Raw genomic sequence first — 23,263 nt, 5'->3', positions numbered from 1 at the left:
AGTCAGGGCAGCATCTCGGCCACGCCGTCCCAGACCTCGGGGGCCAGCCGGCCCTCAAAGCGCGAGATGACTTTGCCTTGGGGGTTGACCAGCAGGGTCACGGGCAGGCGGGCGGTGGGCGGTGCTTCCGCGCGCTGGTGCACGCTGATCCAGCCACTGCCTGGCGTCTGTGTCTGGCCCACGGCGGTTTCGTAGGCCAGCCAGTCTTCGGTCTTGCGGTCCACGTTCACGCTGACCAGGGCAAAGGGCTTGTTTTGCCAGCCACGCTGGTTGGCGCGCAGTTCAGGCAGGCTGTCGCGGCACACCGCGCAGGCGGTGGACCAGATGAAGACGACGGCCACCTTGTTGCGGATGGCGGAGGTCTGGAAGGGTTGGCCCTTGGCGTCGCTGGCGCTGAACTGCAGGCTGCTGCCGGGCAGCACCGTGGTGGGCGAGGGTTGTGCCTGCACGCCAGTGCCCAGGCAGAAAACGACCAGGGTGGCAAGCCGGAGCAGGGGGTATGTCATGGTGGGGAGTCTAAGGTGGATGGGGAGGGGACACACCTTGGTCGCTCACAGTGCCGAATTCTTACGCGTTGCGCTGGCAATCAGGCCGAACCGAGTTGGGTGACGTGGGCGGGGTCAGCCACGTCGGCGGCGTCGTGGGTCACCAGCAGCGCGGGAATCTGGCGCGTCCGCACCAGGCCAAACACCAGTGTGCGCATGCGGCCCCGCAAGGCCGCGTCCAGTTTGGAAAAAGGTTCATCCAGCAGCAACGCCCGTGGTTGGGCCAGCAGAGCACGCGCCAGCGCCACGCGGGCGCGCTGGCCGCCCGAGAGCGTGGCCGGGTTGGCGTGCAGCGCAGGCGCCATTTCCACATCGGCCAGCGCTTGCAGCACCTGGGCTTCGCGCGCGGGCTGCGCGCCTGGGGGCACGGCAAAGAGCAGGTTTTCGCGTACTGTCATGTGGGCAAACAGCAGGTCCTCCTGGAACAGAATGCCCACGCGCCGCGCCTGCGTGGGCAGGGTGTCGATGCGCTGGCCGTGGAGCGTGATCTCGGCCTCGCACTGCAGGCCTTCGTCCAGCGTGCCGCATACGGCGGCCAGCACACTGCTTTTGCCCGAACCGCTCGCGCCCATCAGCGTGTGCACCGAGCCGGGCGCAATGTGCAGGCGCAGGTCCTGCACCAGGGTGGCGCTGGGTGTGGCCAGACGCACGATGTGGATTTGCAGGCTCACGGTGCAGCCCCATCGCCGGCGATACAGATGTTGCCCTGGGCATCCAGTCGCACCGGAATGGCGGGCAGGGCTTCGCCCACGCAGTCACCGGATTCGCAGACGCCGTCGCTCCAGCGGTAGCGCGCGTAGTGCACATTGCAGCTGATGCTGGTGTGGGGCTTGAAAATCAGCAGGTCCTGCCGAGAGGCCAGCGGCACGCCAAAGTGGGCGCAGCGGTTTTCATAGGCCCGCACGGCATCGCCGCTGCGCAGCAGCAGGTAGCGAAAGGGCTTTGGGGATTGGGCGTCGGGGGTGGGCAGTTCCAGCATGGTGGCGCTGCCATCGGCCAACGCGTCCAGCCGGCCCAGCACTGTGCCCGGGGGCGGCAGGTGGCTGGATGGTGGGGAGGAGGTGGCCATGGTGCAATGGTATCGGGTGGCCGTGATTGCAACCTCAGAACCTGCGCGCACGCCCCAGCCGCGCGGCCAGTGCAAACACCAGCACCGGCAGCAGCCACTGCAGCCAGGCATAGGCCGCGGTGAGCGAGCGCTGGCCGCCAGCGGCCAGGTTCACTGCCTCGGTGGTCACCGTGGCAAAACGGCCCGCACCGACATAGAGCGTAGGCAGGTATTGCGCCACGCTGACCGCAAAGCCAATGGCAACGCTGGCCGCCAGCGCACTGCGCAGGAGGGGCCATTTCACGCGCAGCAGAAAGTGCAGCCGCCCATGGCCCAGTGTGGCCGCCACTTGGTGCAGCCGCCCGTCAAATGCCTGGTAGGGTCCTTGCAGTGCAATCAGCACATAGGGCAGCGAGGCCAGCGTGTGCGCCAGCCACAGGCCCGTGCCTGTGGCGTCCAGACCCCAGGCCAGGCTGAGCCGGTGCAGCCCGACCACCCATAGCACCGCGGGCAGCACCAGCGGCAGCATGAGCAGGGGTTGGGCGCGCTGCTGCCAGAGCGCAGGCGCCCACTCCAGCCAAGCCACTGCCCACAGCAATGCAGCCAGGCTGCTCGCCAGTGCCAACCACACGCTGGTTCCCAGCGTGGTACCGCTGCCCGCCACGCTTTGCCAAGCGGACCCGGTGAAGGCCTCGGGCCACAGCTGCGGAAATGGCCAGGGCCCGATGGCGCTGCCCAGCAGCAGCGCCAGCATCACCGCCCCATAGGCGGCGAGCAGAATGGCCAGCGGCACGGGCCAGCGGTTTGCCGTTGCGCGGCGGGCGTATGGCGGCGCACCGTGAGTCCAGCGCTGGCGCCACTGCGGGGCCTGCGCCAGGGCCCAGACCAAGGTTGCGCCCAGTGCCAGCACCGCGGCCAGCAGCCAGGCCGCTGCAGCGCCCTGCGCATTCGTGGCCGGGTCGGCGTCCTGCAGCCACTGCCAGGCCAGCACTGCCAGTGTGGGTGGCGAAGTTGGGCCGATGAGCAGTGCCACATCCACCACTGTCAGGCTGTAGGCCAGTACGGCCAGCAAGGGTGCTGCCAAGTGCGGCAGGAGTTGGGGCCAGCCCACGCGCCACCACGCACTGCGCGCGTTGTAGCCCAGTGTGTGGGCCACGCGCAGCTCTTGCCGCAGGCGCTGTGCCACATCGGGGCGTCGCAGGTAGGCCAGCGCGGTCCACAGCAGAAATGGAATCTCCTTGCACACCAGCACCGCGATGAGGCCCAGACCCCAGGGATCCTGCGTGGTCGTCCAGGGCGGGGGCGTGGTGAATCCGGTAGCCCAGGGCGAAAGCAGGCGCAGCAGCCAGCCACTGGGCGCCAGCAGGGCCAGCAGCCCAATGGCAAAGGCTGCGTGCGGCACTGCCAGCAGGGGCGAGAGCAGGCGGGTGAGGCGGTTGCCGTATGCCGCGCTGTGCTCCTGACCCACCGTGGCGGCCAATATCCACGCCGTGGCGGCGCTGGCCAACAGGGTGGAGGCCAGCCCGGTCCATGCGCTGGCAGCCAGTGCTGCAGCGGCATGGGGCGCCTGCGCCAGTGCGGCCCATGCCGCTGGGTCCAGCCCGGCGGCCACAGCCCCCCACAGACTCCAGGCCAGCGGCAGCAGCGCGGCCAACAGGCAGGCGATGGCGACCAGGTGGCCGCGACGTGGGAATGGCCTGTGCATGGGGTCAATGCTAGGGAAATTGGCCCGCAGCCCCCGTGCAGATTGCGCCAGAAGCTATTAAAAACATAGCGTCTGGCGTTTGCGCTCCGCGTGGCTGGGCCTGAGCCCGGGCCTCACTTGGGCGCGTGGGTGGTGCGCAGGTAGGGCAGCTTGATGTCCAGGTTGCCGTACTTTTCGCGGGCCTGGTCGTCGTTGAGTGACAGGGCCACGATCACATCCTGACCGACCGACCAGTTGGCGGGCGTGGCCAGGGGCACGTTGAAGGTTAGTTGCAAGGCATCCAGTGCGCGCAGCACTTCTGCAAAGTTGCGACCCACCGACATGGGGTAGGTCATGGAGAGCTTGAGTTTCTTGTCCGGACCGATGATGAACACCGAGCGCACCGTGGCCGTGTCGGCCGCGGTGCGGCCATCGGGCAGGTAGGCTTCGGCGGGCAGCATGTCAAACAGCTTGGACACGGCCAGGCCTTCGTCCGCAATGATGGGGAAGCCGGCCTTGGCGCTGGCAAATTTTTCAATGTCGCCCTTCCACTTCTTGTGGGCTTCCACGCCGTCTACGGACACGCCAATCACCTTGGTATTGCGCTTGGCCCATTCGTAGGCCAACTGGGCCACGGCACCGAACTCGGTGGTGCACACGGGGGTGAAGTCCTTGGGGTGGGAAAACAGAATCGCCCAACCGGAGCCAATCCAATCGTGGAATGTGATGGGGCCCTGGTCGGTATCGGCCGTGAAGTTGGGGACGAGATCGTTGATGCGCAGTGCCATGGTTTTCCTCCGGTTGATAAGGGAGAAGCAGTTTGCCAGAAGTCGGCAGGGCGTGCCGTGGGCAGGGTCAGGTGATTTTGAAGACGGTGAGCACTTTCTTCCCCCCAGCCTTTTCCTCGTAGGCCGACCACTGCTTGATGCCCTTGACCAGCACCATGTTGCTGACGTCCTTGACGGGCTGCTTGGCTTTCAGCTTGGCGGTGACCCAGTCCTGCACATGGGGCAAGGTGGGGCCGTGCTGTCCGGTGGGGATGAGCAAGGCTTTGCCGGCAACGGTGCCGGCGGCGGTGACCTGGATTTCGGTGGCGGGCATGGCGGATTCTTTCAGGGGTTGGCGGCCCGGCAGCGCTGGATGTCGCAGGCCGTGGGCAATACAGATCGGTACTCTACGCCGGGTGGCAGTGGCACGCCCCCGCGGATGCGGCATTGCTCGCCTTGCACATTGCGGTAGTAGGCGCTGACATCGACACAGCGCCTGGAGTGCGCCACCACGCCAAACAAATGGCCCATCTCGTGCGAGATGACCATCTGCATGGTCTCGCGCGCATCGTGCGCGGGGTTGCGGGTGTTGAGCAACTGGAAGGCAGAGGGCCCCAGGGCCATGGTCTTCAAGCCCAAGTTGGCCAGTCCAAAGTTGCGCTGGCTGTCGTCGTCACTCCAGCGCACGGTGATGGCGTTGGGTGGTGGGGGGCTGCCATGCGGTACCAGCACCACTTGGGCCGGAATGCCGCAGGCTGACCATGCATTGGCAGCACGTTCCACGGCCGCCAGTACTTCGGTTTCCGCGAACCACGCAGGCGCGCCAGCGTGGCTGTAGGCAAACATCATGGGGTTTGCAACGGCGGGGCGATCCCTGCCATCGCCCCAGGTTGCAATTTCGCCTGGGCGGCACTCGGCGATTTCCTGGGCCCGGAGCGTGTCGGCGGGAGCAGCCCCCGCCCACCGAGCCGCCAGCAGCAGAGCCAGCGCGCCAAGGTGGTGCCAGTGCTTGCGGTTCATGCCCAAGTCCGGCTACAGCGGCGGTGCCTGGTACACCAGCACCTTGAGTGCCCGTTCGGGCGAGGCATCGGCAAACGCTGCAGGGTTGGGCAGGCGCTGCACAAACCGGAGTTCGGGTGCCTGCTCCTGCAGGTGCGTCAGCAGAAACGCGGTATCCAGTTCAGGCGCATTCAGGCACACGAGTGCATGGCCCTCGGGTGCCAGCAGCTCCGGCAGGCGCCGCACCAGGCGGGCGTAGTCCTTGGTGGCTACAAAGCTGCCTTTCTGGTAACTGGGCGGGTCCAGGATGATCAGGTCGTAGGGTCCGCCGCGGGTGATCTTGCCCCAGGTCTTGAAGATGTCGTGTGCCAGAAAGCTGGCGCCGGTGTTGAAGCCGTTGAGCCGGTGGTTCTGCTGGCCAATTGCCAGCGCGCCCTGGCCCATGTCCACGTTGACCACCTGTTTGGCACCGGCCTGTAGCGCCACCACCGAGAAGGCGCAGGTGTAGGCAAACAGGTTGAGCACCTTGAAGGCATAGGGCTTGGGGTGTGTGGCCACGTGCTCGCGAACCCAGCGCCGACCTTCAGCCATGTCGAGAAACAGGCCATGGTTTTGCCCGCGCAAAACATGCACCTTGTACTGCGTACCGTCCTCGGACACCACATGCGGATCGGGCACGGCACCGGCCATCAGCCGTGTCTCTGCCTGGCCCTCCGCGCGGCACTGGAACACCCAGTTCAGCGGCTGCCCAGGGGCAATGTGGGTCCAGCGTGCGTGCAGCGCGGCACCAATGGTGGCAAGTGCTGTGTCGTCAACCGGTTGAAAACTGGTGAGCACCAGCACAGGCGGGTAGGCATCCAGCGCCCAGTGTTCGCAGCCAGGGTGCAGGCCACCACGGCCGTGAAAGAGGCGCTGGGCGTGGGCGGGCAGGTCTATCGCGGCGATGGTGTCGAGCAGGGCTTGCAAGGGGTGGATGCGGTAGGCAGAAGGAAGGCTGTGAGTGTAGGGGAGTCACCGCAGGTAGGATGTGAACCGGCTGGGGACAGGCCGCTTGCAACGCCTGCCCTGGTGTCAATACGAAAGAGAACCGATGTTCAAGATTTACTGGACCGATGAGGCGCAGCAGGTGCATGGGCAAGAGACTACGGAGCTCGTCCAGGCGCTCCAGATCACCAAAGAGAAGCGCGATGCCGGCCACAGCTTTGTGACCATGGTCAGCGAGAATCCGCAGCATGCGGGCAAGCCCGGTGTGGACACCATCGTCGACGGCAAGACACCCGACGGGCAGGACTACGACTGGTCCAAAGCCGGGCGCGCCGGCAAGCCGCGCAAGAGTGATCGCATCATCACCAACAAGGACCGCTGAACTTTGCATGTGCCCAAGGGCACATTTCTCAGGTGGGGGATGCCGCGCCCTGGCTGACGGCTTCACCGTCTCCCGCCTTTAACGCCCAGAATGACAGCGACGAGAGGATGGTGATGGCCCCCAATGTGAGAAACGCGTGGTGCAGCGCACCGGTCACCGCCAGCCTGTCGGTTTGCGGTACGTTGCCCAGGTACCACCCGGTCACAAGAGACCCGCAAGCCAGGCCGAAGCTCATGGACAGTTGTTGCAGGGAGCTGCCAATGGTGCTGGCCATGCTGGAGTCCTTGGCGTCTATGTCGGCATAGGCCATGGAGTTCATGCTGGTGAACTGCAGCGAATTGAAGAAGCCCTGCGCCAAACCCAAACAGGCAATCAGCCACAACGGCGTGCTGGCCGAGACCGATGAAAACAGGGACACGGTGATGCCGATGCACACCGTGTTGACGATGAGCACCTGGCGGTAGCCAAAGCGCGCCAGTACTTTGGAGGCCACAAGCTTCATGCCCATGGCCGCCATCGCCGCAGGCATCATCAGGAGACCTGATTCCCACGCGGACAGGCCCAACCCCACCTGGTACAGCAGAGGCAACAAGAACGGCATGCCACCCAGGCCAAGACGGGTCACAAAACCCCCAAGCACGGAGATCCGGAAGGTCCGCACCCTGAACAGGGTGAGCCGCAAGAGCGGGAACTGGGTATGCCCCGCATGAAAGCCATAGCCCACCAGCAGGGCAAGCGAAATCACCAGAAGCAATGAGGCGGTGGCGCCGTCAATTTGATGTTCGCCAAAGACCTCCAGCACCCAGGACAGCAGGGCCGTTCCCGAACTGAAGAGCAACAGGCCGATAACGTCCAGCGACCCGCGGTGCGGGTCCCGGTAGTCCGGCATGTAGCGATGGATGAGCCACAGCGCCACCAGGCCCACGGGGACGTTGACAAAGAAAATGTCCCGCCAGGACAGCCAGTGCACGATGAGCCCGCCCACCGTGGGGCCCAGCAGAGGCCCGATCAGGGCCGGGATCACCACGAAATTCATGGCCACCAGGAGTTCGGACTTGGCAAAGGTGCGGATGATGGTGAGCCGGCCGACCGGCATCATCATGGCGGCACCAATGCCTTGCAGAATGCGCGCGGCAACCAGCATGGGCACGTTGACCGAGAGACCGCACAGGATGGAGGACAGGGTGAAGATGGTGACCGCCCAGGCAAAGACCTTGCGGGTTCCGAACTTGTCGGCCATCCATCCGCTGATGGGAATACCTACCGCCAGACTCAGGATGTAGCTCGCTACCACCCCCTTGAGGCTCAGCGGAGACACGTTCAGGCTGGCCGCCATGGCCGGAACTGCGGTGTTGACGATGGTGGAGTCGAGTTGCTCCATGAATAGCGTGGTGGCGACCACCCATGGCAGGTAGCGCTTGACGGTGGCAGTGTCCATTTGGATCTTCGTGTCGTAGGTTGGTGCGAACTCGCGTTTGAGAATACACCCCGGCCAATAGCCGTGCTGCGTACGGACATTGGCAGTTTCCACCAGGGTTACGCTTTTTCACACTTGCGGTTGCACACCATGGCCTGGTGTGTGCGCATGCGCACGGATGCATGGACTGCACTGCGGCACGCTTGGGGTTCCGCTGCATGCGTCGCCTTTTCATACGGGGCTGGGCATGCATTTCCAACCTGACCGAGGACATACCATGTCATTTTTCAAATCTTCATCTTCTTCCTCCTACCGCAACCTGTTGCGCCCCGCTTTGGCGGCGGTCGCGCTGCTAGCCGGCGCAGCTGTGGTCCACGCCGCCACCAAAGAACCCACCACCACAGAGAAACTCGAAAAAGCAGAAAGCAAAGTCGAGAAGGCCGTGTCCGACAGCTGGATTACCACGAAGGTCAAATCCGAAATTCTGGCCAACAGCGCCTCCAAGGCCTTCAAGGTGAGCGTCACGACCAAGGGGGGCGTGGTGTGGTTGAAGGGCAAGCTGCCGACGCAGGACGCAGCCGACTTGGTGCAGAAGATCGCTGAGGGTGTGCATGGCGTCCACAGTGTGGACGTGTCGGGTCTCTCTGTGGAGGCCGCCAGCTAAACCGCTGCAGTGGGGGCTTTACAAAGGTTTACCAAGGCCGGGTAAACCGCAGCGATGCGAGCCGGGTTAAGGGTGCATGGCAATATCGCCATGCATCGAAAAGTCTCTATGTTGAAACAATCTCTTATCGCTACTGCCTTGGTTCTCTCTGCATTGGGTGCATCTGCACAAGCGCCGGCCGCAAAGCCCGCAGCACCTGCCGCAACAGCAGCAGTGGCAACCCCTGCCGCCGCCAAGACGCCAGACGCGACGAAAGAGACACCGGTAGCGGCCCCCAAGGCCACTGCAGAAACCAAGGCCGCCAAGCTGGAAGAAGCCAAAGCCAAGCGTGAAGCCAAGAAGGCTGAACGTGCCGCCAAGAAGGCCAAGCGTGCCGAAGCCAAGGCAGCCAAAGCTGCTGCAGCAGCGCCTGCCAAGCAGTAAATCCCCCACACCGCGCTTTTGAAGCGCCGAGACAAGAGGCCATCCTTGGGATGGCCTCTTCTTCGTGGTGGGCCGCAACTGCTACAGTTCCACCGACAACAGAGGTACACCCATTGGCATCTCCCATTCCACCTCCCGTGGTACGAACCATCGCCTGGCTGGGCTATGGGGGGCTACTGCCTTTTTTATTGTTGACCATCGCTACGGCTCTGGACAAGAACAATGTGATCTTCTGGAGCCAAGGGCTGTTTTCCTACGGCTCGGTCATCCTCACTTTTGTGGGTGCGCTGCACTGGGGCTTTGCGTTGGCGATTCCCGGTATCCCTGACAAACAGCGGGACGCCGTCCTGATCTGGAGCGTGGTTCCCGCCCTGGTCGCGTGGGTCGCGCTGATGTTTGACGGCGTGGCCACCGGCTACGTGCTGATCCTGGGGTTTGCAACGCACTATTGGCAGGACACGCGGCTGCACAATGACGGATTTTTACCGCCCTGGTACTTGCCGCTGCGATTTCAAATTACCGTGGTTGCATGTGTGTGCATGGGGCTGGGGACTTACTGGGGACGATGAGATGGAAGATTCAAATACCAATGCGCCAAAAGACATCACGCCACGATTTGGCCGATTGCTGGTGGTCTGCGCACTCTCCGTGCTTTTCTGCGGTGTGCTGGTGTATGTCATGGGCGACATGTTTTCCAACTGTTGCGATCTCTCGTGGCTGGAACGGCTGAACCACTGAACGGGCCCCTGCGGTATGCGCCGCTTTGAATTCGGGCTGAGCATATCCGCCCGGGATTACCTCCCGTATTACCGGGGCGAAGTCCGAAATGTCCTGGCCCGGTGTCTGGATGGGCGCACGGTCCAGTTCCCTGCCACTCTGCTCATGCCGTTTGTGACGGCTCGTGGAATCCATGGCAACTTCGTGTTGACCTGCGATGAAGACGGCAAGGGGTCTCAGCTTCGCCAACAGTAGGCGCATTCACCACTAAATAAGCCTGTAGCCCCCGTCGTTAAATCGATGGTAGCTATCAAAAAAGTAGCAATCTAGAACGTCTGCACGGCGCCGGCCCAAGCCAAGCCCGCCGCCACGCCACCAAAGCGATTGCCTTCGACCAGGGTGGCTTCGGGCATGGCCTGGCGCAGCGCCTCTACCAAGGTGCGCAAGGCAGATGAGCCCCCGGTCAGGTACACCGCATCCACCGCCTGCAGGCCCGCCGCGGACACGCATGCCTGTGCGCACTCCACCACTTGGGCGATGGATGCATGCAGGGCCAACTCCATGTTCTGTGCATCGATGGTCGGCGTCAGAGTGCCATCCAGAAACGCCAGATCGACGACTGCCCCATCGCCGCTGATGGAGCAGGCAATCTTGGCCGCCTCAACCCCTGCCAGCATGCGGTGGCCGTGCTGTGCTTCCAGGGCGTTCATCAGGCGGCGGTGCAAGGTCTGGTCGGTGTAATCCGTCCACAACTCCTTGGCAAAGTGCATGGCCTTGCGCGTGTAGGCCTGGTGGATCAGATGCCAGGTGCTCAGGTCAAAAAACACGCTGTTGGGCACAATGCGCCCCCCGGTCCCCACATGCTTGTAGCCCAGGTAAGGCATGACGGTGCCCAGGTCCAACAGGCGGTCGAAGTCGGTGCCGCCGATGTGCACGCCCGTGGTGGCCAGGATGTCTGCGCTGCGGTCGCTCACTGCGCTGCGTGCTGGGTTGAGGCGGATGACGGTGAAGTCCGATGTGCCGCCGCCAATGTCCACCACCAGGGCTGTGGTTTCCTGCGTTACGCGCTGCTCGTAGTCCAGCGCGGCCGCAATGGGTTCGAGCTGGTAGGCAATGTGGGTAAAGCCGGCTTCCAGAGCAGCGCGGCCCAGTGTTTCTTGTGCCAACTGATCGCGTTCGGCATCGTCGTCCACAAAGTGCACGGGGCGGCCCAGTACCGCATGGGTGAGGGTCTGGCCTACATGGGCTTCGCAGCGGCGCTTCAGCTCCTTGAAAAACAGCACCACGATGTCAAAGAAGCGGATGCTCTTGTCGCCCACCGCCGTGTACTCGTCCATCAGGCGGCTGCCCAGCAGGCTTTTGAGCGAACGCAGCAGGCGCCCCTCAGTGCCGTTCAGGTAAGCCTGCATGGCGGCTGCACCGTAGAGCACGGTGTGCGTCTCGCTGGCAAAGAACAGCGCTGTGGGCATCTCGGCCCGGGCACCGTCCAACGGTATCACCTGCAGCGCGCCGCTCGCGTCTATCAGCGCAGCGGCGGAGTTGGAGGTGCCGAAGTCAATGCCCAGAACCAGGGGGCGACGCTGCTCCCCGCTCACGCGGACGCGCCCAGCACCTGGGTCAGGAAGGCCGAGATGTCGGCGATTTCGCGCGGGTGCACGCTGTGCGGCATGGGGTAGGTGTGCCACTGCACGGGGTGGCCCAGCTTCGCCAGCGCGTCGCGCGACTCTTCGCCGCGCTGGATGACGACCACCGGGTCTTGCGTGCCGTGCGCCATAAAGATGGGTGTGTGGGCGTTGGCGGCGTGGCGCTCGCTGGGAAAACGGTCCGCCAATGGCAGGTAGCCCGACAGGGCCATCACGCCCGCAATTTTGTGCGGCAGGCGCAGCGCGGTGTGCAGCGCCATGGCGCAGCCCTGGCTAAAGCCGGCCAACACAATGCGTTCGTACGGAATGCCGCGCGCCACTTCGTTCTCGATCAATGCATTGATCGCCCATTCGGACTTCTGGATGCCGCGGTCGTCCTGCTTGCTCACCAAGTCCATGCCATACAGGTCATACCAGCCGGGCATCACGTAGCCGCCATTGATGGTGATGGGAATGCTGGGCGCGTGCGGGAAGACGAAGCGGATGGGTGGGCAGCCGTCCAGGTCCAGCTCAGGCACCAGACCCGCAAAGTCATTGCCATCGGCGCCCAGGCCGTGCAGCCAGATAACGGCGGCGGTGGGGTGAGGGGCAGATTCGAGTTCGATGCGGGGGAGGAGGGCAGTCATGGCGGGTCAGGTCAACAATGCAGTGCGGGATAGGGATTGTCCGCGAAAGCAGGCCCACGCCTACATGAGCGCGGGTGGCGTGATCCGAATCAGCTGTGCGTTTGCCACGTGTCCCGTGTCTTTTCGGATGCGAAAGCGCAGCTGGTAGCCAGTGCCAAGCTGGATACTGCTTTTGTCCTCAGGCGGGGCCATGCGGATTTGGTAGTCGTTTTCAGTTTCCACCACCTCGGCGTGGCCGGACACCAGGTCTTGGGTGCCTCGCGGAAATTGGTAGCGCAGTACGGTACCGGGTTGGAGCCGGTCCAGGGGCACGCTGATGGTATTTGCCTGTTGCAGTGCGGTGTTTAAAAACGCCAGTTGGGCTGCAAAGTGCACGTTGCCGGGGTAGAAGCCGCGCCGGTTGGCTGGCAGGGCATCCGCGCGTGCACCGTTTGCCAAGTTCGGGCGGTCGTAGATCGGCTCGGTCTGCACAACGCGGCCAGTGGCTGTCATCCAAATACGATGGGCCATCACGTAGGCGGACTTCCACGGCACCAGGGTGGGGTGCTCGTCCACCGCCACGTCGATGCGGTACACCGCGTCCTGCCACTCAAAGTCTTCGATGGAGACGCGCCACTGCGATGCATCCAGGGTGTTGCCAAAGGGGGCGTAAAAACGCAGCACCTCGGCCACGGCGGCGTCATGGATGTGCTGGGGGTGCATGGACTGTGCCGGTCTGGGGGGTTGGGCTTGCGCCACGGGCAGCAAGACCGCCATGGCCAGGCCCAGCGTGGCGCGCCGCAGCACGGCCACTACTTGTTGGCCAGCCAGCCCAGCCCATGCGCGTGCAAGCTTTGCACATACAGCCGGTCTTTGGTTTCGGTGATGGCGGTGGTCTCGGGATAAGCCCCGCTGGGGTCTTGCAGGTCTGCCACCACGTTGCCGTCTTCGGTGAACGCCATCACATGGCCATAGGCCTTGGGGATGGGCCAGAGCGCGCGCGGCAGGCGCAGTGTCAGGCTGCGCAGCCAGGGCTTTTGTGCGAGCTTGTCGATAGTGGGGTTGCGCGGTTTGGCCAAGCCTAGCCAGATCTTGCCGTTGAGGCCCCGCATCAGGTTGTCGGGGTAGCCGGGCAGGTTGTCCAGCAGCACGCTGGCCTGCGCGCTGGGTTCGGCGGCCAGGGTACCCAGGTCCAAATTGTTCGCAGTGACGGCAATTTTCCAGACCCGGTATTTGCCGGTTTCGTTCACAAACAGGGTATGTTCATCCTGGCTCAGCGCCACCCCGTTCGCAAAGCTGATGCCCTTGGCCACCACGCGTGTGGTTTGGTTGGCGGGGTCAAATTCGAGGATGCGGCCGGTGGCGGCCTGCTCCAGAATGTCCAGCACGCTGGCCTCAAAGGTGCCGCCCCAGTCCTTGGGGGCAAAGCGGGCAGAGGCGTCACTGAGGTACATCTTGCCGCTCTTGGCCACCACCACAGCGTCCGCGTAGCGAATCGGGTCCCCATTCACGTTTTCGGTCAGCAGCGTGATCTTGGCATCGGGTGCGATGGAGAGCAGCCCTTTCATGGCGTCCGCGGCAATCAGATTGCCCTTGGCATCAAAGTCAAAGCCCAGCACGCGCCCGCCCGTGTTGACAAACACGTGCTGGTCGCTGCCATCGGCGTTCATGCGCAGGATGTTGCCACTGGCTACGGTGGTGTAGAGCTTTCCGTCCGGTCCAAACTGGATGTGTTCCGGGCCCACTTCGCCCTTCAGGTCGATCATCTGTAGGTGGGCCAGTTTGGTGTTCACGGCATGCACGCCTGCATAGCCGGGTGCCACCGGGGCGTCCCATGCCACGGGCGCAATCGGCACGGGCCAGACGAGCAAATAAATGGCGCCCAGGGCGAGCAGGGCGACAACGCCCAGAATGATTTTTTTCATGGTGTGTCTCCCGTTTTTTTGTTCGCACTTTGGGCTGCCTGTACATCGGCCAGTGCCGCGCTGAGCTGGGCATATACCCCGCGCAATTCCGCCGATCGGGCGCTGAGCTGGGCTTCGTGCTCTGCATGGGCTGTGTGCAGGGCGGCCACATGCTGGGTAACCTGGGCTTCCAGTTGTGTGGTGCGCTGGTGCACGCCCAGCATTTGCTCGCGCCGCAGCAGGGCCTGGCGGGTCACGCGGTCAAACCAGGGCTTCCAGTGCGGGGGCACGGGTGGCGCGCGCTTGATGTTGGGGCCATCGGTTTGCTGCAGGTAGTCGGCCAGTTGCAGGGCGGGTTGGGTGAAACGCTGGCTCAGCCAGATGCAGCTGCCTACCAGTGCCAGCAGTGCCACCACGCCCAGCGCGATGAGTGGCAGCATCTGGGCCAGCGCCTGGCGGCTGAGCAGGGCCGAAGGCGCTTGCACCAGCAGCGCCCAGTCGGTGCCGCGCAGCGCAAAACGCAGCCAGCCGGCCTCGGCCACATACGGGCCCGGGGGCAGGGTTTCCTGGGCCTTGGGGTCGCTACTGGCCAGCACATGGCCTTGTGCATCCACCACCCAGGCATGGCCCAGCGGCAGCGGGTGCTGGACGAGCACATCGCTGAGCGTGCTGAGTGCCAAATCGGTACCCACCACGCCGGTGTAGCTGTTGCCGCTGTATACCGGCGCCAGCACCGACACCACTGCAGTTTTCTTCAGGGGGTCGACGTGCGCCGCCGTCCACACCAGTTCTTTCTGCGGATTGCTGGCGGGGCCAGCCGCCTCCAGGGGCGTAGTGCCAGCGGCATCCCAAAGCACCCGTAGCGCGGAGCCCATGTCGGGTTTGCCGGTTGCAGCCAACACTTCGTCACGCGATTGCGCAGGAAAGACCCAGCGCCATTGCTTCTGGGCATCGTAAAAATAGCTCCACAGCAGGCCTTTTTGTTGCGCATGGGTTGCGGTGACCTGGGCCAGCGCGCCCAGCGGGGCGACCAGGTCACGCCGGTAGTCTGCGCCTGACGATGGGTCTACATGTACCGCGCCTACCTCTTTGGCCAGGTCTTGTGGCAGCCGGTCCCACGGCGCATCGCGCAGCGGTGCCAGGTTGCGCCGCTCCACGCGGTCTGCCAGACCCGCATCCGCCAGCGCAGGCTGTCGCAGATTGCGCTCGGCCGACTGGCGCATGGCCGCCACATGGGTGCGCGCCACGTCCAGGTTGGTGTTCAGCGCCAGTTGCAGCTGCTCGCCCTGGGTGCTCAGGCTCCACCACAGGGTGCTGCGCTGGCGCGCATAGGTGCTCCAGCCAAACGCCAGCATGGCCAGTGTGAGCACGGCCACGATGAGGGCCAGCGTGGCGGTGTGGCGCCGCTGCAGTTGCTGCGCCGAGGGAGCCGGCGGCTCCTGGAAAGGGACGGTGTCGGACATGACCGCCATTGTGGTCTAAGCGCCGTAACGCTGAGTCCATTCCTTCTCAATCGGTTGCACCCAGCTGCCGTGCGGTTCGGGAATGGCGGGCGCGCTTTTCTCTACCTGTCCCGGCAAGGGCTTGGCGGCAAAGCGGGCCCGTTCGGCGGCGCCCAGCTTGTCCAGCGCCAGCACCGTGGGATCACCCCAGATCGCAATGTCGGCCTTGCGCGCCTGTGCTTCGGCGCTGAGCAGGAAATTGGCAAACACCTGGGCCCCCTCCTTGGCAGAGGCATTCACCGGGATCGCCACAAAGTGAGTGTTGCCAATGGTTCCGCTACTGAATTGATAGCTGGTAACGCTGACGGGAAGACGGCTGGCAGCGATTTCGTTGGCCGCGTCATTGGGGTTGAAGGTGAGCGCCAGTTGCAGTTCACCATCGGCCAGCATCTGGCGCATGGCCTCGGCGTTTTGGGGAAACTGTTTGCCGGCGCGCCACAGGTGCGGGTGCAGTTGGTCCAGCGTGGCCCACAGCGGTGCGGTGGTCTTGGCAAAGGACTCCATGGCCACCGGCTTGTAGAAGGCGTCGCGGGATTCGCTGCTGTCCAGCAGTACCTGCTTCAAAAATGTGGTGCCGTGGAAGTTGGGCGGGCGTGGATAGGTCACACGGCCGGGGTTGGCCTGCGCAAACGTCAGCAGTTCAGACAGGCTGCGCGGTGGCTTGGGCGTGCGTTTGCTGTCGGCCATGAAGGTCAGCTGGGCCATGCCCCAGGGCGCTTCCAGCCCTTCGGTCGGCTCCGAGAAATCCAGGCGCGTGGTGGGCTTGCCCTGCACGTCCACCAGCGCGTATGAAGGCAGGCCTTCCGCAAACGGGCCAAACAGCAGCCCTTCGCGCTTCATCGCCAGAAAGTTTTCCCCATTGATCCACACCAGATCCACCGTGCCGTTGGCCTTGCCAGCCGCCTTCTCGTTGCGCACGCGCTTCACCACGTCGGCCGTGTCCGTCACTTTCACATGCTCCACCTTCACGCCAAAGCGCTTCTGGACTTCGGTAGCCGCCCATTGGATGTAGGCGTTGATAGTCTCCGCACCGCCCCAGGCATTGAAGTAAACCGTCTGGCCTTTGGCTTTGGCCTCTGTGGCGCTCCAGGTCGTGGTGGTTTGCGCCATGGTGGGCGTGGCTAGTACTGCGCCGGAGAGGGCGAGCAAGTGGCGGCGATTGAGTGTGTTGTGCATAGTTGGAGGGACGTCCATGGTGAGAGGCAACCGCAGCTTACAGCGCCTCTGCGGCTTGCCACAATGTGGCGGGGTCTAGGGTTTGGTACCACCGGCGAAATGTGCTTCTTTGCGTTTCAAAGGGCTCGTTCAGGGGTGCGCGGGGGTCTTCGCTCAGGCCATAGGCCATGCCCTCCTTGAACCATGCGGGCTTGCGCAGCAAGCCCAGCACGCCAAGCCGCTCTGCTTGCAGAACATGGATCATTTCATGCCGGACGTAGTACGGCTTCCAGGCGCGTGGCCCTACCACTGTGCCCCATGTGCCCACTGTCACTGCAGACCGGGCACCCAGTCCAAAGGCATTTGCACAGCCTTCGGTGGAGCAAAAAATGACTTTGGGGGATGAATTCAAGTTGCCTGCGGTACGGTTCACAAACGCCTTGGCTTCGGTGTGCAATGCCGTCGCGCTTGCCAGTTCGCGATGGTCTTCCACGCACACCGCAGCGCCGGGGCATTCCATGCCGACCCACTGGGGTGCCAGCACCCGAATTGGCTTGACCAACATCCATGCGGCGGCCGGCGTGACCACCAACAACAAAAGGACCAGTCGTCCCAGCAGCAACCAGTGGCGCGTGTGCTTGGTGTGCATGGGGCGTGCGGCGCAGCGCCTCAACTCAGGCCAGCAGCGCCTGCGCAAACTCCCGCGCGTTGAAGGTTTCCAGCTCGTCGAGTTTCTCGCCCACACCGATGAAGTAGACCGGAATGGGCCGTTCGCGGGCAATCGCGGCGAGCACGCCGCCCTTTGCGGTGCCGTCCAGCTTGGTAACGATGAGGCCGGTCAGGCCCAGCGCGTCGTCAAAGGCCTTCACTTGTGCCACGGCGTTCTGGCCGGTATTGCCGTCGATGACCAGCAGTACCTCGTGCGGCGCCGTGCCATCCGCTTTGGCGATCACACGTTTGATCTTTTTCAGCTCTTCCATCAGGTGCAGCTGCGTGGGCAGGCGGCCTGCGGTGTCGATGAGGACCACATCTTTTTTGCGCGCCTTGCCGGCGGTCACCGCGTCAAAGCTCACGGCAGCGGGGTCGCCACCTTCCTGGCTGACGATTTCCACCGTGTTGCGGTCGGCCCAAACAGTGAGCTGCTCGCGCGCCGCAGCGCGGAAGGTGTCGGCGGCGGCCAGCAGCACGCTGGCGTTGCTGTCGGCCAAATGTTTGGTGAGTTTGCCGATGCTGGTGGTCTTGCCTGCGCCGTTCACGCCGGCCACCATGATGACGGTGGGCTGTTGCTGGCCAATGACCAGCGGCTTTTGCAGCGGCTGCAGCAGCTCGGTCAGCTCGGCAATCAGGATGTTTTTGAGCGCAGTGGGGTGGGTCACGCCGCTGGCCTTCACCTTCTTGCGCAGGGCGCTGGTCAGGTGTTCGGTGGCGGCCACGCCGGCGTCCGCCATGAGCAGCGCGCCTTCCAGGTCTTCGTACAGGGCCTCGTCGATCTGGCTGCCGCCAAAGACGCCCGAGATGCTGCTGGCTGTTTTGCCCAGGCCAGCCTTGAGCTTGTCCAGCCATTTCTGCCGCTCGGGCGGCGTGGCACTGGGTTCGGGAATGGCAATGGGCGCGACCAGTGCGCTGCCAATCAGGGAGCCTGCGGGCAGTGCGTCTGCAGGTGTATCCAGGGGAGTGGGGGCAGCGGCGGGCGCCACTGCGGGAGCGGGAGGTGGGGTTTTTTTCTTGAAAAAGCTGAACATTTGGGGCGTTCTTAGAATCACACCATTCTATGAAACACCCATTCCCCTGGCCGGGACAGCGCCTTGTCGCTGTTGGCGCGGTCCTTCTGGCCTTTTTCTCCCTCCCTGTTTTGCCCTCTGGTGCCCTGGCGGCAGAGTCTGCGGGAGTTCAGCAATTCACGCTCAAAAGCGGCATGACGCTGATCGTCAAACCCGACCGGCGGGCGCCCACTGCGGTGCACATGCTGTGGGTGCGCGTGGGGTCCATGGACGAGGTGGACGGCACCAGCGGCGTAGCCCACGTGCTGGAGCACATGATGTTCAAGGGCACGCCCACGGTGAAAGCGGGCGACTTCTCGCGCCAGGTGGCAGCGCTGGGCGGGCGCGAAAACGCCTTCACCGCCAAGGACTACACGGGCTTCTACCAGCAGATTCCGGCGAACAAGCTCGAGGACGTGATGCGCCTGGAGGCGGACCGATTTGCCAACAACCAGTGGAGCGATGAGGTGTTCGCCAAGGAGCTGGAAGTGGTGAAGGAAGAACGCCGCATGCGCACCGAGGACAACCCCCACGCCCGCTTGCATGAGGCTATGGACGCCATGGTCTACCAGGCCGCGCCCTACCGCCGCCCGGTGGTGGGCTGGATGAGTGATCTGGATGCCATGACTGCGCGTGACGCGCGTGACTTCTACCGCCGCTGGTACATCGCCAACAACGCGGCCGTGGTGGTGGCGGGCGATGTGGACGTGGACCAGGTGCGTGCCCTGGCCGAAAAATACTATGGCGGCCTGCCGACCCGGTCCACGCCCGCCCGCAAACCCCGTGAGGAGCCCGAACAGCGGGGCTTGCGCCGCCTGGACTTCAAGGCGCCGGCCGAGCAAGCCTATGTGGCGCTGGCCTTCAAGGTGCCGGGCCTGTCGGCAGAGGGGCTGGCCGCCAGTGGCTCCAACGAGCCCGATACCGCCAGCGAGGAGGCGATGGCGCTGACCGTGTTGTCGGCCGTGCTCAGTGGCTACGACGGTGCGCGCCTGCCGCGCGCCCTGACGCTGGAGGCCAACCCCGTGGCCGATGACGTGGGCGCCTTTTACGGTTTGACCGCGCGAGGTGGTCCGCAGTTGTTCACGCTGTCGGGCGTGCCCGCCGCGGGCAAGACGGCCGCCGAGGTGGAAAAGGCCTTGCGTGCGCAGGTGACCCTGGTGGCCAAGGACGGCATCACCGAGGCCGAGCTGGCCCGTGTGAAAAACCGCTGGGTGGCGGGCGAGGTCTACAAGCAGGACAGCGTCTTCAACCAGGCGCGCCTGTTGGGCGTGAACTGGATCAACGGTTACCCGCTGGGCAGTGACCAACGCCTGCTGGAGCGCCTGCGCACCGTGACGGCCGCCCAGGTGCAAGCCGTGTCGGCCAAGTACTTTGGCGACGATGCCCTTACCGTGGCCACGTTGCTGCCCCAGCCCGTGGACAAGACCCGCAAACCCCGCCAGCCTGTGGCCGGTGCCCGCCACTGAGCCTCGGACTTTGACCATGATTACTATCAAATCAGTAGCTGCTCGCGCAGTGTTGACGGGGGCTACAGCCCTGTTTTGTATCAATTCTGCCTGGGCTGGCATTCCCATCCAGCATTGGACGCAGCCCGGCGGCGCACGCGTTTATCTGGTGGAGAGCCAAGCCATCCCCATGGTGGATGTGCAGATCGACCTGGACGCCGGCGGGCGCCGCGACCCGGCTGACAAGCCGGGTCTGGCCAACCTGATGGCCGCGACCACCGCCAATGGCGTGCGCGCGACCACTACCGAGCCTGCGCTGGACGAGCATGCACTGTCCGAGGCCTGGGCCGACCTGGGGGCATCGTTTGGGGGTGGCGCCGGTACCGACCGCATGAGTTTCTCCCTGCGCTCGTTGACCTACCCGGATCTGTTGGACAAGGCGGTGGTGCTGGCGGCGCGCCAACTGGGGGAGCCCTCGTTTCCCGAAGCGCCCTGGTTGCGCGACCGGCCCAAGATGATTGCCAGCCTGAAGGAAGCCAACACCCGCCCCGCCACGCTGGCCGGGCGCGCCTTCAACCGCGCGGTTTATGGCAACCACCCCTATGGCTGGGAGATGACGGAAGAGAGCCTGCTGCGCATCAGCGTGCAAGACCTGCGCGCGCTACACGCCAGCGCCGTGCGCGCCTGTGATGCGCGCGTGAGCATCGTGGGTGCGCTGAACCGCGCGCAGGCCGATGCGCTGGTGACCCGCCTGCTGTCGCGCCTGCCCAAGGCCACGTGTGCGCCACAACCCGAGGTGCCCGAGGTGCAGCCGTTGACCCAGGCCGCTGAGCAGCGCATCCCCTTTGCCTCGGCCCAGGCCCAGGTGCTGCTGGGCCAGCCCGGCTTCAAGCGCAACGATCCCGACTTCTTCGCGCTCACCGTGGGCAACCACATCCTGGGCGGTGGTGGCTTCACCGCACGCTTGACCGAAGAGGTGCGTGAGAAGCGCGGCCTGACCTACAGCGTCTACAGCTACTTTTCGCCGGGCCTGCATGCCGGGGCCTTCACCATCGGCCTGCAGACACGGCCCGACCAGACCGAGCAGGCGCTGGGCCTGGTGCGCGAGGTGCTGGCCAAGTTTGTGGCGGAGGGCCCGACCGAGAAGGAACTGCAGGCCGCCAAGGACAACCTGATCGGCGGCTTTGCCCTGCGCTTCGACAGCAACAAGAAGCTGCTGGACAACGTGGCCAACATCGCCTGGAACGGCTTGCCGCTGGACTACCTGGACACCTGGACGCAGCAGGTCGAGAAGCTCACCGTGGCGGATGTGCGGGCAGCCTTTGCCCGAAAGGTGCAGCCCGACACGCTGGCCACCGTGGTGCTGGGGGCGGCCGAACCCACGAAGTGAGTTTGGCCGCTGTTGGGGCTTAGCCGCGTCGGTTGCGGCGGCGTGCCACCGCGGCGATCAGGCCCAGGCCCGACAGCAACATGGCGTAGGTTTCTGGCTCGGGCACGGGCGAGATGCTTTGCAACTGCACGCGGGCAAGGTCCTGGTCGGTGAACGAGAACACATAGACCTTGTTGGTGCCCGCCACATTGGGCACAAAGTCGTTGTCATTGGCCACATACAGCGTGTGCTTCTTCACGCCGTTGACCATGATGTCTTCGCCAAACGCCAGGCCTTCCAACTTGGCCGGAATCTGTCCGGCCGGAATGCCCATGGAAATGAGTGCGGCACGCAGGTCCAGGAATTGGGTCTTGGTGGGGGCTGCAGCCAGGAGTGCGGCTTCGCCACTCAGGTTGGACACATCGCGTGCGCCGGTGAGGTCCACACGGTAGATGGCCTTCATCTTGGCATCGCTGCCATCGCCCAGGCCCTTGCCGTCACGCTCCAGCACCAGAAATTCGTGGTCGTTCACGGCCAGGATTTCGCTGCTGTTGTAGGCCTTGCCCGCCACCAGGTTGTCATAGGCGTACTGGTGGGTGGCGCCCGTGGCCACGTCGATGGTGACGATGCGGTTGGCGCGGCCGCCATCGCCACCGTCCTGCGCCAGCGGGCTTTGCATGAAGCCCACCAGCGTCTTGCCGTCGGGCGTGATGGCCAGGCCTTCCATGCCTTTGTTGGTCACGCGGCCCGTGGGGTTGTTGGCAATCTCGGTGGCGCCGACGGGGCTGAGGTTGGAAATCGCAAAGGTGTCGGGCAGCGTGTAGCTGCGCAGGCGTTGGCCGGTGGCACGGTCAAACTGGTACACATAGGGGCCGTATTCGTCGGACACAAACACGCTCTTGCCGTCGTTGGACACGCGCACCCCTTCGGGGTCCAGGCGGGCGTTGTTGGGGTTGGTCGACAGGCCCGCGGCGTAGTTGTCCGAGCGGCCGGTGAAGTACTGCAGGCTGGCCGTGTTGTTGGCAGGTGTCACCGCGCCGTAGTTCAGTGGCGTGGTGCTGGAGAGCAGGGTGGTGGCAGTCAGCGTGGGTGTCAGCGTGTAGGCCAGGGTGCGGCCGGCGATGGATGTGGTGTCCTGCGTGGCCGTGAGGTTCATGGTGATGGTGTGGAAGCGCGCGATGTAGGACGTGGTGTTGTCCAGGCCTGCATTCCAGCTGGTGGCGTTGGGGCCACGGTCGGGCGTGGCAATGAAGGTGTTGCCACCGGCCCAGGCCAGGCCCGAGCCCACACCGCCCAGCAGGTTGGCGGCCACGCCGTTTTCCAGTGTGCCGGTCAGGCCTGACAGGTCGGCAAACGAACCGGCCGCGCTGCCGTTCAGTGAGCCAATGGCGATGAGGTCAATGGAGGCGTGCGCGGTGGACGCGCCAAAGATGCTGGCCAGGGCCAGTGCGAGCACATGTTTTTTTGTCATGGGATGTCTCTCTCGGGTGGTTTCGGTGAAGGTGAGCAGTCCCGGATTTTTCCGGCTCCATATGTCAGTTCAACGACAAACCGGGGCCTGGACATAGTCCGTTCGGATGCGCTGCGTTAAGCTCAGCCCATGAAAGCCAAACCCTCTTCTTCCGCGCGCGGTGCCACGGGCGCGCCCAAGCGCCCGCCACGCCCCCGCGCCATCCAGACCCACGAGATCCGCATCATTGGCGGGCTGTGGAAGCGCACCAAGCTGAAAGTGGCTGACAAGCCCGGCCTGCGTCCCACGCCCGACCGTGTACGGGAGACCCTGTTCAACTGGCTCAACCAGGATCTGACCGGCCTGCGCTGCCTGGATGCCTTTGCCGGTACCGGTGTATTGGGTTTTGAAGCTGCGTCGCGGGGCGCCAAGGATGTGCTGGTGGTGGAGCAGGACGGTACGCTGGTCGACCAGCTCAAGAAGATCCAGGCCCAGCTGCAGGCCACCGCCGTGCATGTGCTGCGCGGCGACGGCGTTTCGGCCATCCGCCAGGCGGCGCCTGGGAGCCTGGATGTGATTTTCATTGACCCGCCGTTTGACGCGCCGCTGTTTGAGCCTGCGCTGGGGGCCTGTGCGCGTGCGCTGGCGCCGGATGGCCTGGTGTACCTGGAGTCGCCCACCAAGTGGACCGACGAGCTGCTGAGCCCCATGGGGCTGGTGGTGCACCGCTACTTGAAGGCGGGCGCGGTGCATGCCCATTTGCTGGCGCCGGTCGCTGCATAATTTCAGACCTCTTTCTG

Annotated in this window: 26 protein-coding genes and 2 pseudogenes; 9 read left to right on the top strand and 19 right to left on the bottom strand. The window is 64.4% G+C overall.

The features are described from left to right. Window positions 1-2 precede the first annotated feature (2 nt). From AC07OE_RS17535 to AC07OE_RS17500, 8 genes are all read right to left on the bottom strand, one after another. Window positions 3-506 carry a TlpA family protein disulfide reductase gene (locus AC07OE_RS17535; protein ID WP_495071855.1) on the bottom strand — a complete coding sequence of 168 codons (504 nt, stop codon included), beginning with the start codon at window positions 504-506 and terminating at the stop codon, window positions 3-5. 80 nt (window positions 507-586) lie between these two features. Next, window positions 587-1,216, bottom strand: coding sequence for an ATP-binding cassette domain-containing protein (locus AC07OE_RS17530; RefSeq protein WP_495071854.1), 630 nt, complete (start codon window positions 1,214-1,216; stop codon window positions 587-589). Next, on the bottom strand, window positions 1,213-1,614 hold the full coding sequence (locus AC07OE_RS17525; RefSeq protein WP_495071853.1) for a Rieske (2Fe-2S) protein: 402 nt from the start codon (window positions 1,612-1,614) through the stop codon (window positions 1,213-1,215). The genes AC07OE_RS17530 and AC07OE_RS17525 overlap by 4 nt, the downstream gene beginning before the upstream one ends. 34 nt (window positions 1,615-1,648) lie before the next feature. Then, the gene (locus AC07OE_RS17520; protein ID WP_495071852.1) at window positions 1,649-3,298 is read right to left on the bottom strand and encodes an ABC transporter permease family protein; all 1,650 of its coding nucleotides are present in this window, start codon (window positions 3,296-3,298) and stop codon (window positions 1,649-1,651) included. Between the two features lie 113 nt (window positions 3,299-3,411). Continuing rightward, window positions 3,412-4,065: a peroxiredoxin gene (locus AC07OE_RS17515; protein ID WP_495071851.1), complete on the bottom strand. Its 654-nt coding sequence runs from the start codon at window positions 4,063-4,065 to the stop codon at window positions 3,412-3,414. A 67-nt stretch (window positions 4,066-4,132) separates the two neighbouring features. Continuing rightward, window positions 4,133-4,378: a hypothetical protein gene (locus AC07OE_RS17510; RefSeq protein WP_495071850.1), complete on the bottom strand. Its 246-nt coding sequence runs from the start codon at window positions 4,376-4,378 to the stop codon at window positions 4,133-4,135. Between the two features lie 11 nt (window positions 4,379-4,389). Continuing rightward, window positions 4,390-5,064: a hypothetical protein gene (locus AC07OE_RS17505; protein WP_495071849.1), complete on the bottom strand. Its 675-nt coding sequence runs from the start codon at window positions 5,062-5,064 to the stop codon at window positions 4,390-4,392. A 12-nt stretch (window positions 5,065-5,076) separates the two neighbouring features. Then, entirely contained in the window at window positions 5,077-6,009 is a 933-nt protein-coding gene (locus AC07OE_RS17500; RefSeq protein WP_495071848.1) for a class I SAM-dependent methyltransferase, read from the bottom strand. Window positions 6,010-6,133: 124 nt separating this feature from the next. Between AC07OE_RS17500 and AC07OE_RS17495 the strand changes: the two genes are divergently transcribed. Further along, window positions 6,134-6,409, top strand: a complete 276-nt coding sequence (locus AC07OE_RS17495) for a hypothetical protein (protein ID WP_495071847.1) — start codon at window positions 6,134-6,136, stop codon at window positions 6,407-6,409. Window positions 6,410-6,437: 28 nt separating this feature from the next. On the opposite strand, the gene AC07OE_RS17490 is transcribed toward AC07OE_RS17495, so the two are convergent. Further along, the gene (locus tag AC07OE_RS17490; RefSeq protein WP_495071846.1) at window positions 6,438-7,847 is read right to left on the bottom strand and encodes a DHA2 family efflux MFS transporter permease subunit; all 1,410 of its coding nucleotides are present in this window, start codon (window positions 7,845-7,847) and stop codon (window positions 6,438-6,440) included. A gap of 256 nt (window positions 7,848-8,103) precedes the next feature. Between AC07OE_RS17490 and AC07OE_RS17485 the strand changes: the two genes are divergently transcribed. From AC07OE_RS17485 to AC07OE_RS17465, 5 genes are all read left to right on the top strand, one after another. Continuing rightward, window positions 8,104-8,490: a BON domain-containing protein gene (locus AC07OE_RS17485; RefSeq protein WP_495071845.1), complete on the top strand. Its 387-nt coding sequence runs from the start codon at window positions 8,104-8,106 to the stop codon at window positions 8,488-8,490. A gap of 108 nt (window positions 8,491-8,598) precedes the next feature. Continuing rightward, the gene (locus tag AC07OE_RS17480) at window positions 8,599-8,913 is read left to right on the top strand and encodes a hypothetical protein (protein WP_495071844.1); all 315 of its coding nucleotides are present in this window, start codon (window positions 8,599-8,601) and stop codon (window positions 8,911-8,913) included. A gap of 113 nt (window positions 8,914-9,026) precedes the next feature. After that, window positions 9,027-9,482, top strand: a complete 456-nt coding sequence (locus tag AC07OE_RS17475) for a DUF3429 domain-containing protein (RefSeq protein WP_495071843.1) — start codon at window positions 9,027-9,029, stop codon at window positions 9,480-9,482. Between the two features lies 1 nt (window position 9,483). Beyond that, entirely contained in the window at window positions 9,484-9,651 is a 168-nt protein-coding gene (locus tag AC07OE_RS17470) for a hypothetical protein (RefSeq protein WP_495071842.1), read from the top strand. Window positions 9,652-9,666: 15 nt separating this feature from the next. Beyond that, window positions 9,667-9,885 carry a DUF2835 family protein gene (locus tag AC07OE_RS17465; protein ID WP_495071841.1) on the top strand — a complete coding sequence of 73 codons (219 nt, stop codon included), beginning with the start codon at window positions 9,667-9,669 and terminating at the stop codon, window positions 9,883-9,885. 71 nt (window positions 9,886-9,956) lie between these two features. Here AC07OE_RS17465 and AC07OE_RS17460 read toward each other — a convergent pair whose 3' ends face one another. From AC07OE_RS17460 to ftsY, 8 genes are read right to left on the bottom strand one after another with little or no spacing between them, the layout of a single operon-like run. Then, window positions 9,957-11,225: an Hsp70 family protein gene (locus AC07OE_RS17460; RefSeq protein ID WP_495071840.1), complete on the bottom strand. Its 1,269-nt coding sequence runs from the start codon at window positions 11,223-11,225 to the stop codon at window positions 9,957-9,959. Then, window positions 11,222-11,899 (bottom strand): alpha/beta hydrolase, encoded by a 678-nt coding sequence (locus AC07OE_RS17455; RefSeq protein WP_495071839.1) that lies wholly within the window; start codon window positions 11,897-11,899, stop codon window positions 11,222-11,224. The genes AC07OE_RS17460 and AC07OE_RS17455 overlap by 4 nt, the downstream gene beginning before the upstream one ends. Before the next feature lie 60 nt (window positions 11,900-11,959). Further along, complete coding sequence (locus tag AC07OE_RS17450; RefSeq protein WP_495071838.1) at window positions 11,960-12,691, bottom strand: hypothetical protein; 732 nt, start codon at window positions 12,689-12,691, stop codon at window positions 11,960-11,962. Further along, window positions 12,691-13,803, bottom strand: coding sequence for an SMP-30/gluconolactonase/LRE family protein (locus AC07OE_RS17445; protein WP_495071837.1), 1,113 nt, complete (start codon window positions 13,801-13,803; stop codon window positions 12,691-12,693). The genes AC07OE_RS17450 and AC07OE_RS17445 overlap by 1 nt, the downstream gene beginning before the upstream one ends. Continuing rightward, window positions 13,800-15,245, bottom strand: coding sequence for a cache domain-containing protein (locus AC07OE_RS17440; protein WP_495071836.1), 1,446 nt, complete (start codon window positions 15,243-15,245; stop codon window positions 13,800-13,802). The genes AC07OE_RS17445 and AC07OE_RS17440 overlap by 4 nt, the downstream gene beginning before the upstream one ends. A gap of 15 nt (window positions 15,246-15,260) precedes the next feature. After that, window positions 15,261-16,478 carry an ABC transporter substrate-binding protein gene (locus AC07OE_RS17435; RefSeq protein ID WP_495071835.1) on the bottom strand — a complete coding sequence of 406 codons (1,218 nt, stop codon included), beginning with the start codon at window positions 16,476-16,478 and terminating at the stop codon, window positions 15,261-15,263. 19 nt (window positions 16,479-16,497) lie between these two features. After that, window positions 16,498-17,088, bottom strand: coding sequence for a hypothetical protein (locus AC07OE_RS17430; protein WP_495071834.1), 591 nt, complete (start codon window positions 17,086-17,088; stop codon window positions 16,498-16,500). A gap of 25 nt (window positions 17,089-17,113) precedes the next feature. Continuing rightward, window positions 17,114-18,181, bottom strand: a complete 1,068-nt coding sequence (gene ftsY, locus AC07OE_RS17425) for a signal recognition particle-docking protein FtsY (protein ID WP_495071833.1) — start codon at window positions 18,179-18,181, stop codon at window positions 17,114-17,116. Between the two features lie 29 nt (window positions 18,182-18,210). Between ftsY and AC07OE_RS17420 the strand changes: the two genes are divergently transcribed. Then, complete coding sequence (locus AC07OE_RS17420; RefSeq protein ID WP_495071832.1) at window positions 18,211-19,665, top strand: M16 family metallopeptidase; 1,455 nt, start codon at window positions 18,211-18,213, stop codon at window positions 19,663-19,665. A gap of 16 nt (window positions 19,666-19,681) precedes the next feature. After that, a complete protein-coding gene (locus AC07OE_RS17415) occupies window positions 19,682-21,034 on the top strand; it encodes a M16 family metallopeptidase (protein ID WP_495071831.1) in 1,353 nt (450 codons plus the stop codon). A gap of 19 nt (window positions 21,035-21,053) precedes the next feature. Here AC07OE_RS17415 and AC07OE_RS17410 read toward each other — a convergent pair. Continuing rightward, window positions 21,054-21,152: pseudogene (locus AC07OE_RS17410) on the bottom strand (FxDxF family PEP-CTERM protein); the annotation flags it as partial. A 138-nt stretch (window positions 21,153-21,290) separates the two neighbouring features. After that, a pseudogene (locus AC07OE_RS17405) lies at window positions 21,291-22,484 on the bottom strand (esterase-like activity of phytase family protein); the annotation flags it as partial. 129 nt (window positions 22,485-22,613) lie between these two features. Here AC07OE_RS17405 and rsmD point away from each other — a divergent pair. Next, complete coding sequence (gene rsmD, locus AC07OE_RS17400) at window positions 22,614-23,246, top strand: 16S rRNA (guanine(966)-N(2))-methyltransferase RsmD (protein WP_495071830.1); 633 nt, start codon at window positions 22,614-22,616, stop codon at window positions 23,244-23,246. Window positions 23,247-23,263: the final 17 nt, after the last annotated feature.

This window comes from Rhodoferax sp. GW821-FHT09E07 (assembly GCF_059416145.1).
Note: the sequence above shows the minus strand (reverse complement) of the source record. Positions and strands in the feature narration are given on the sequence as shown.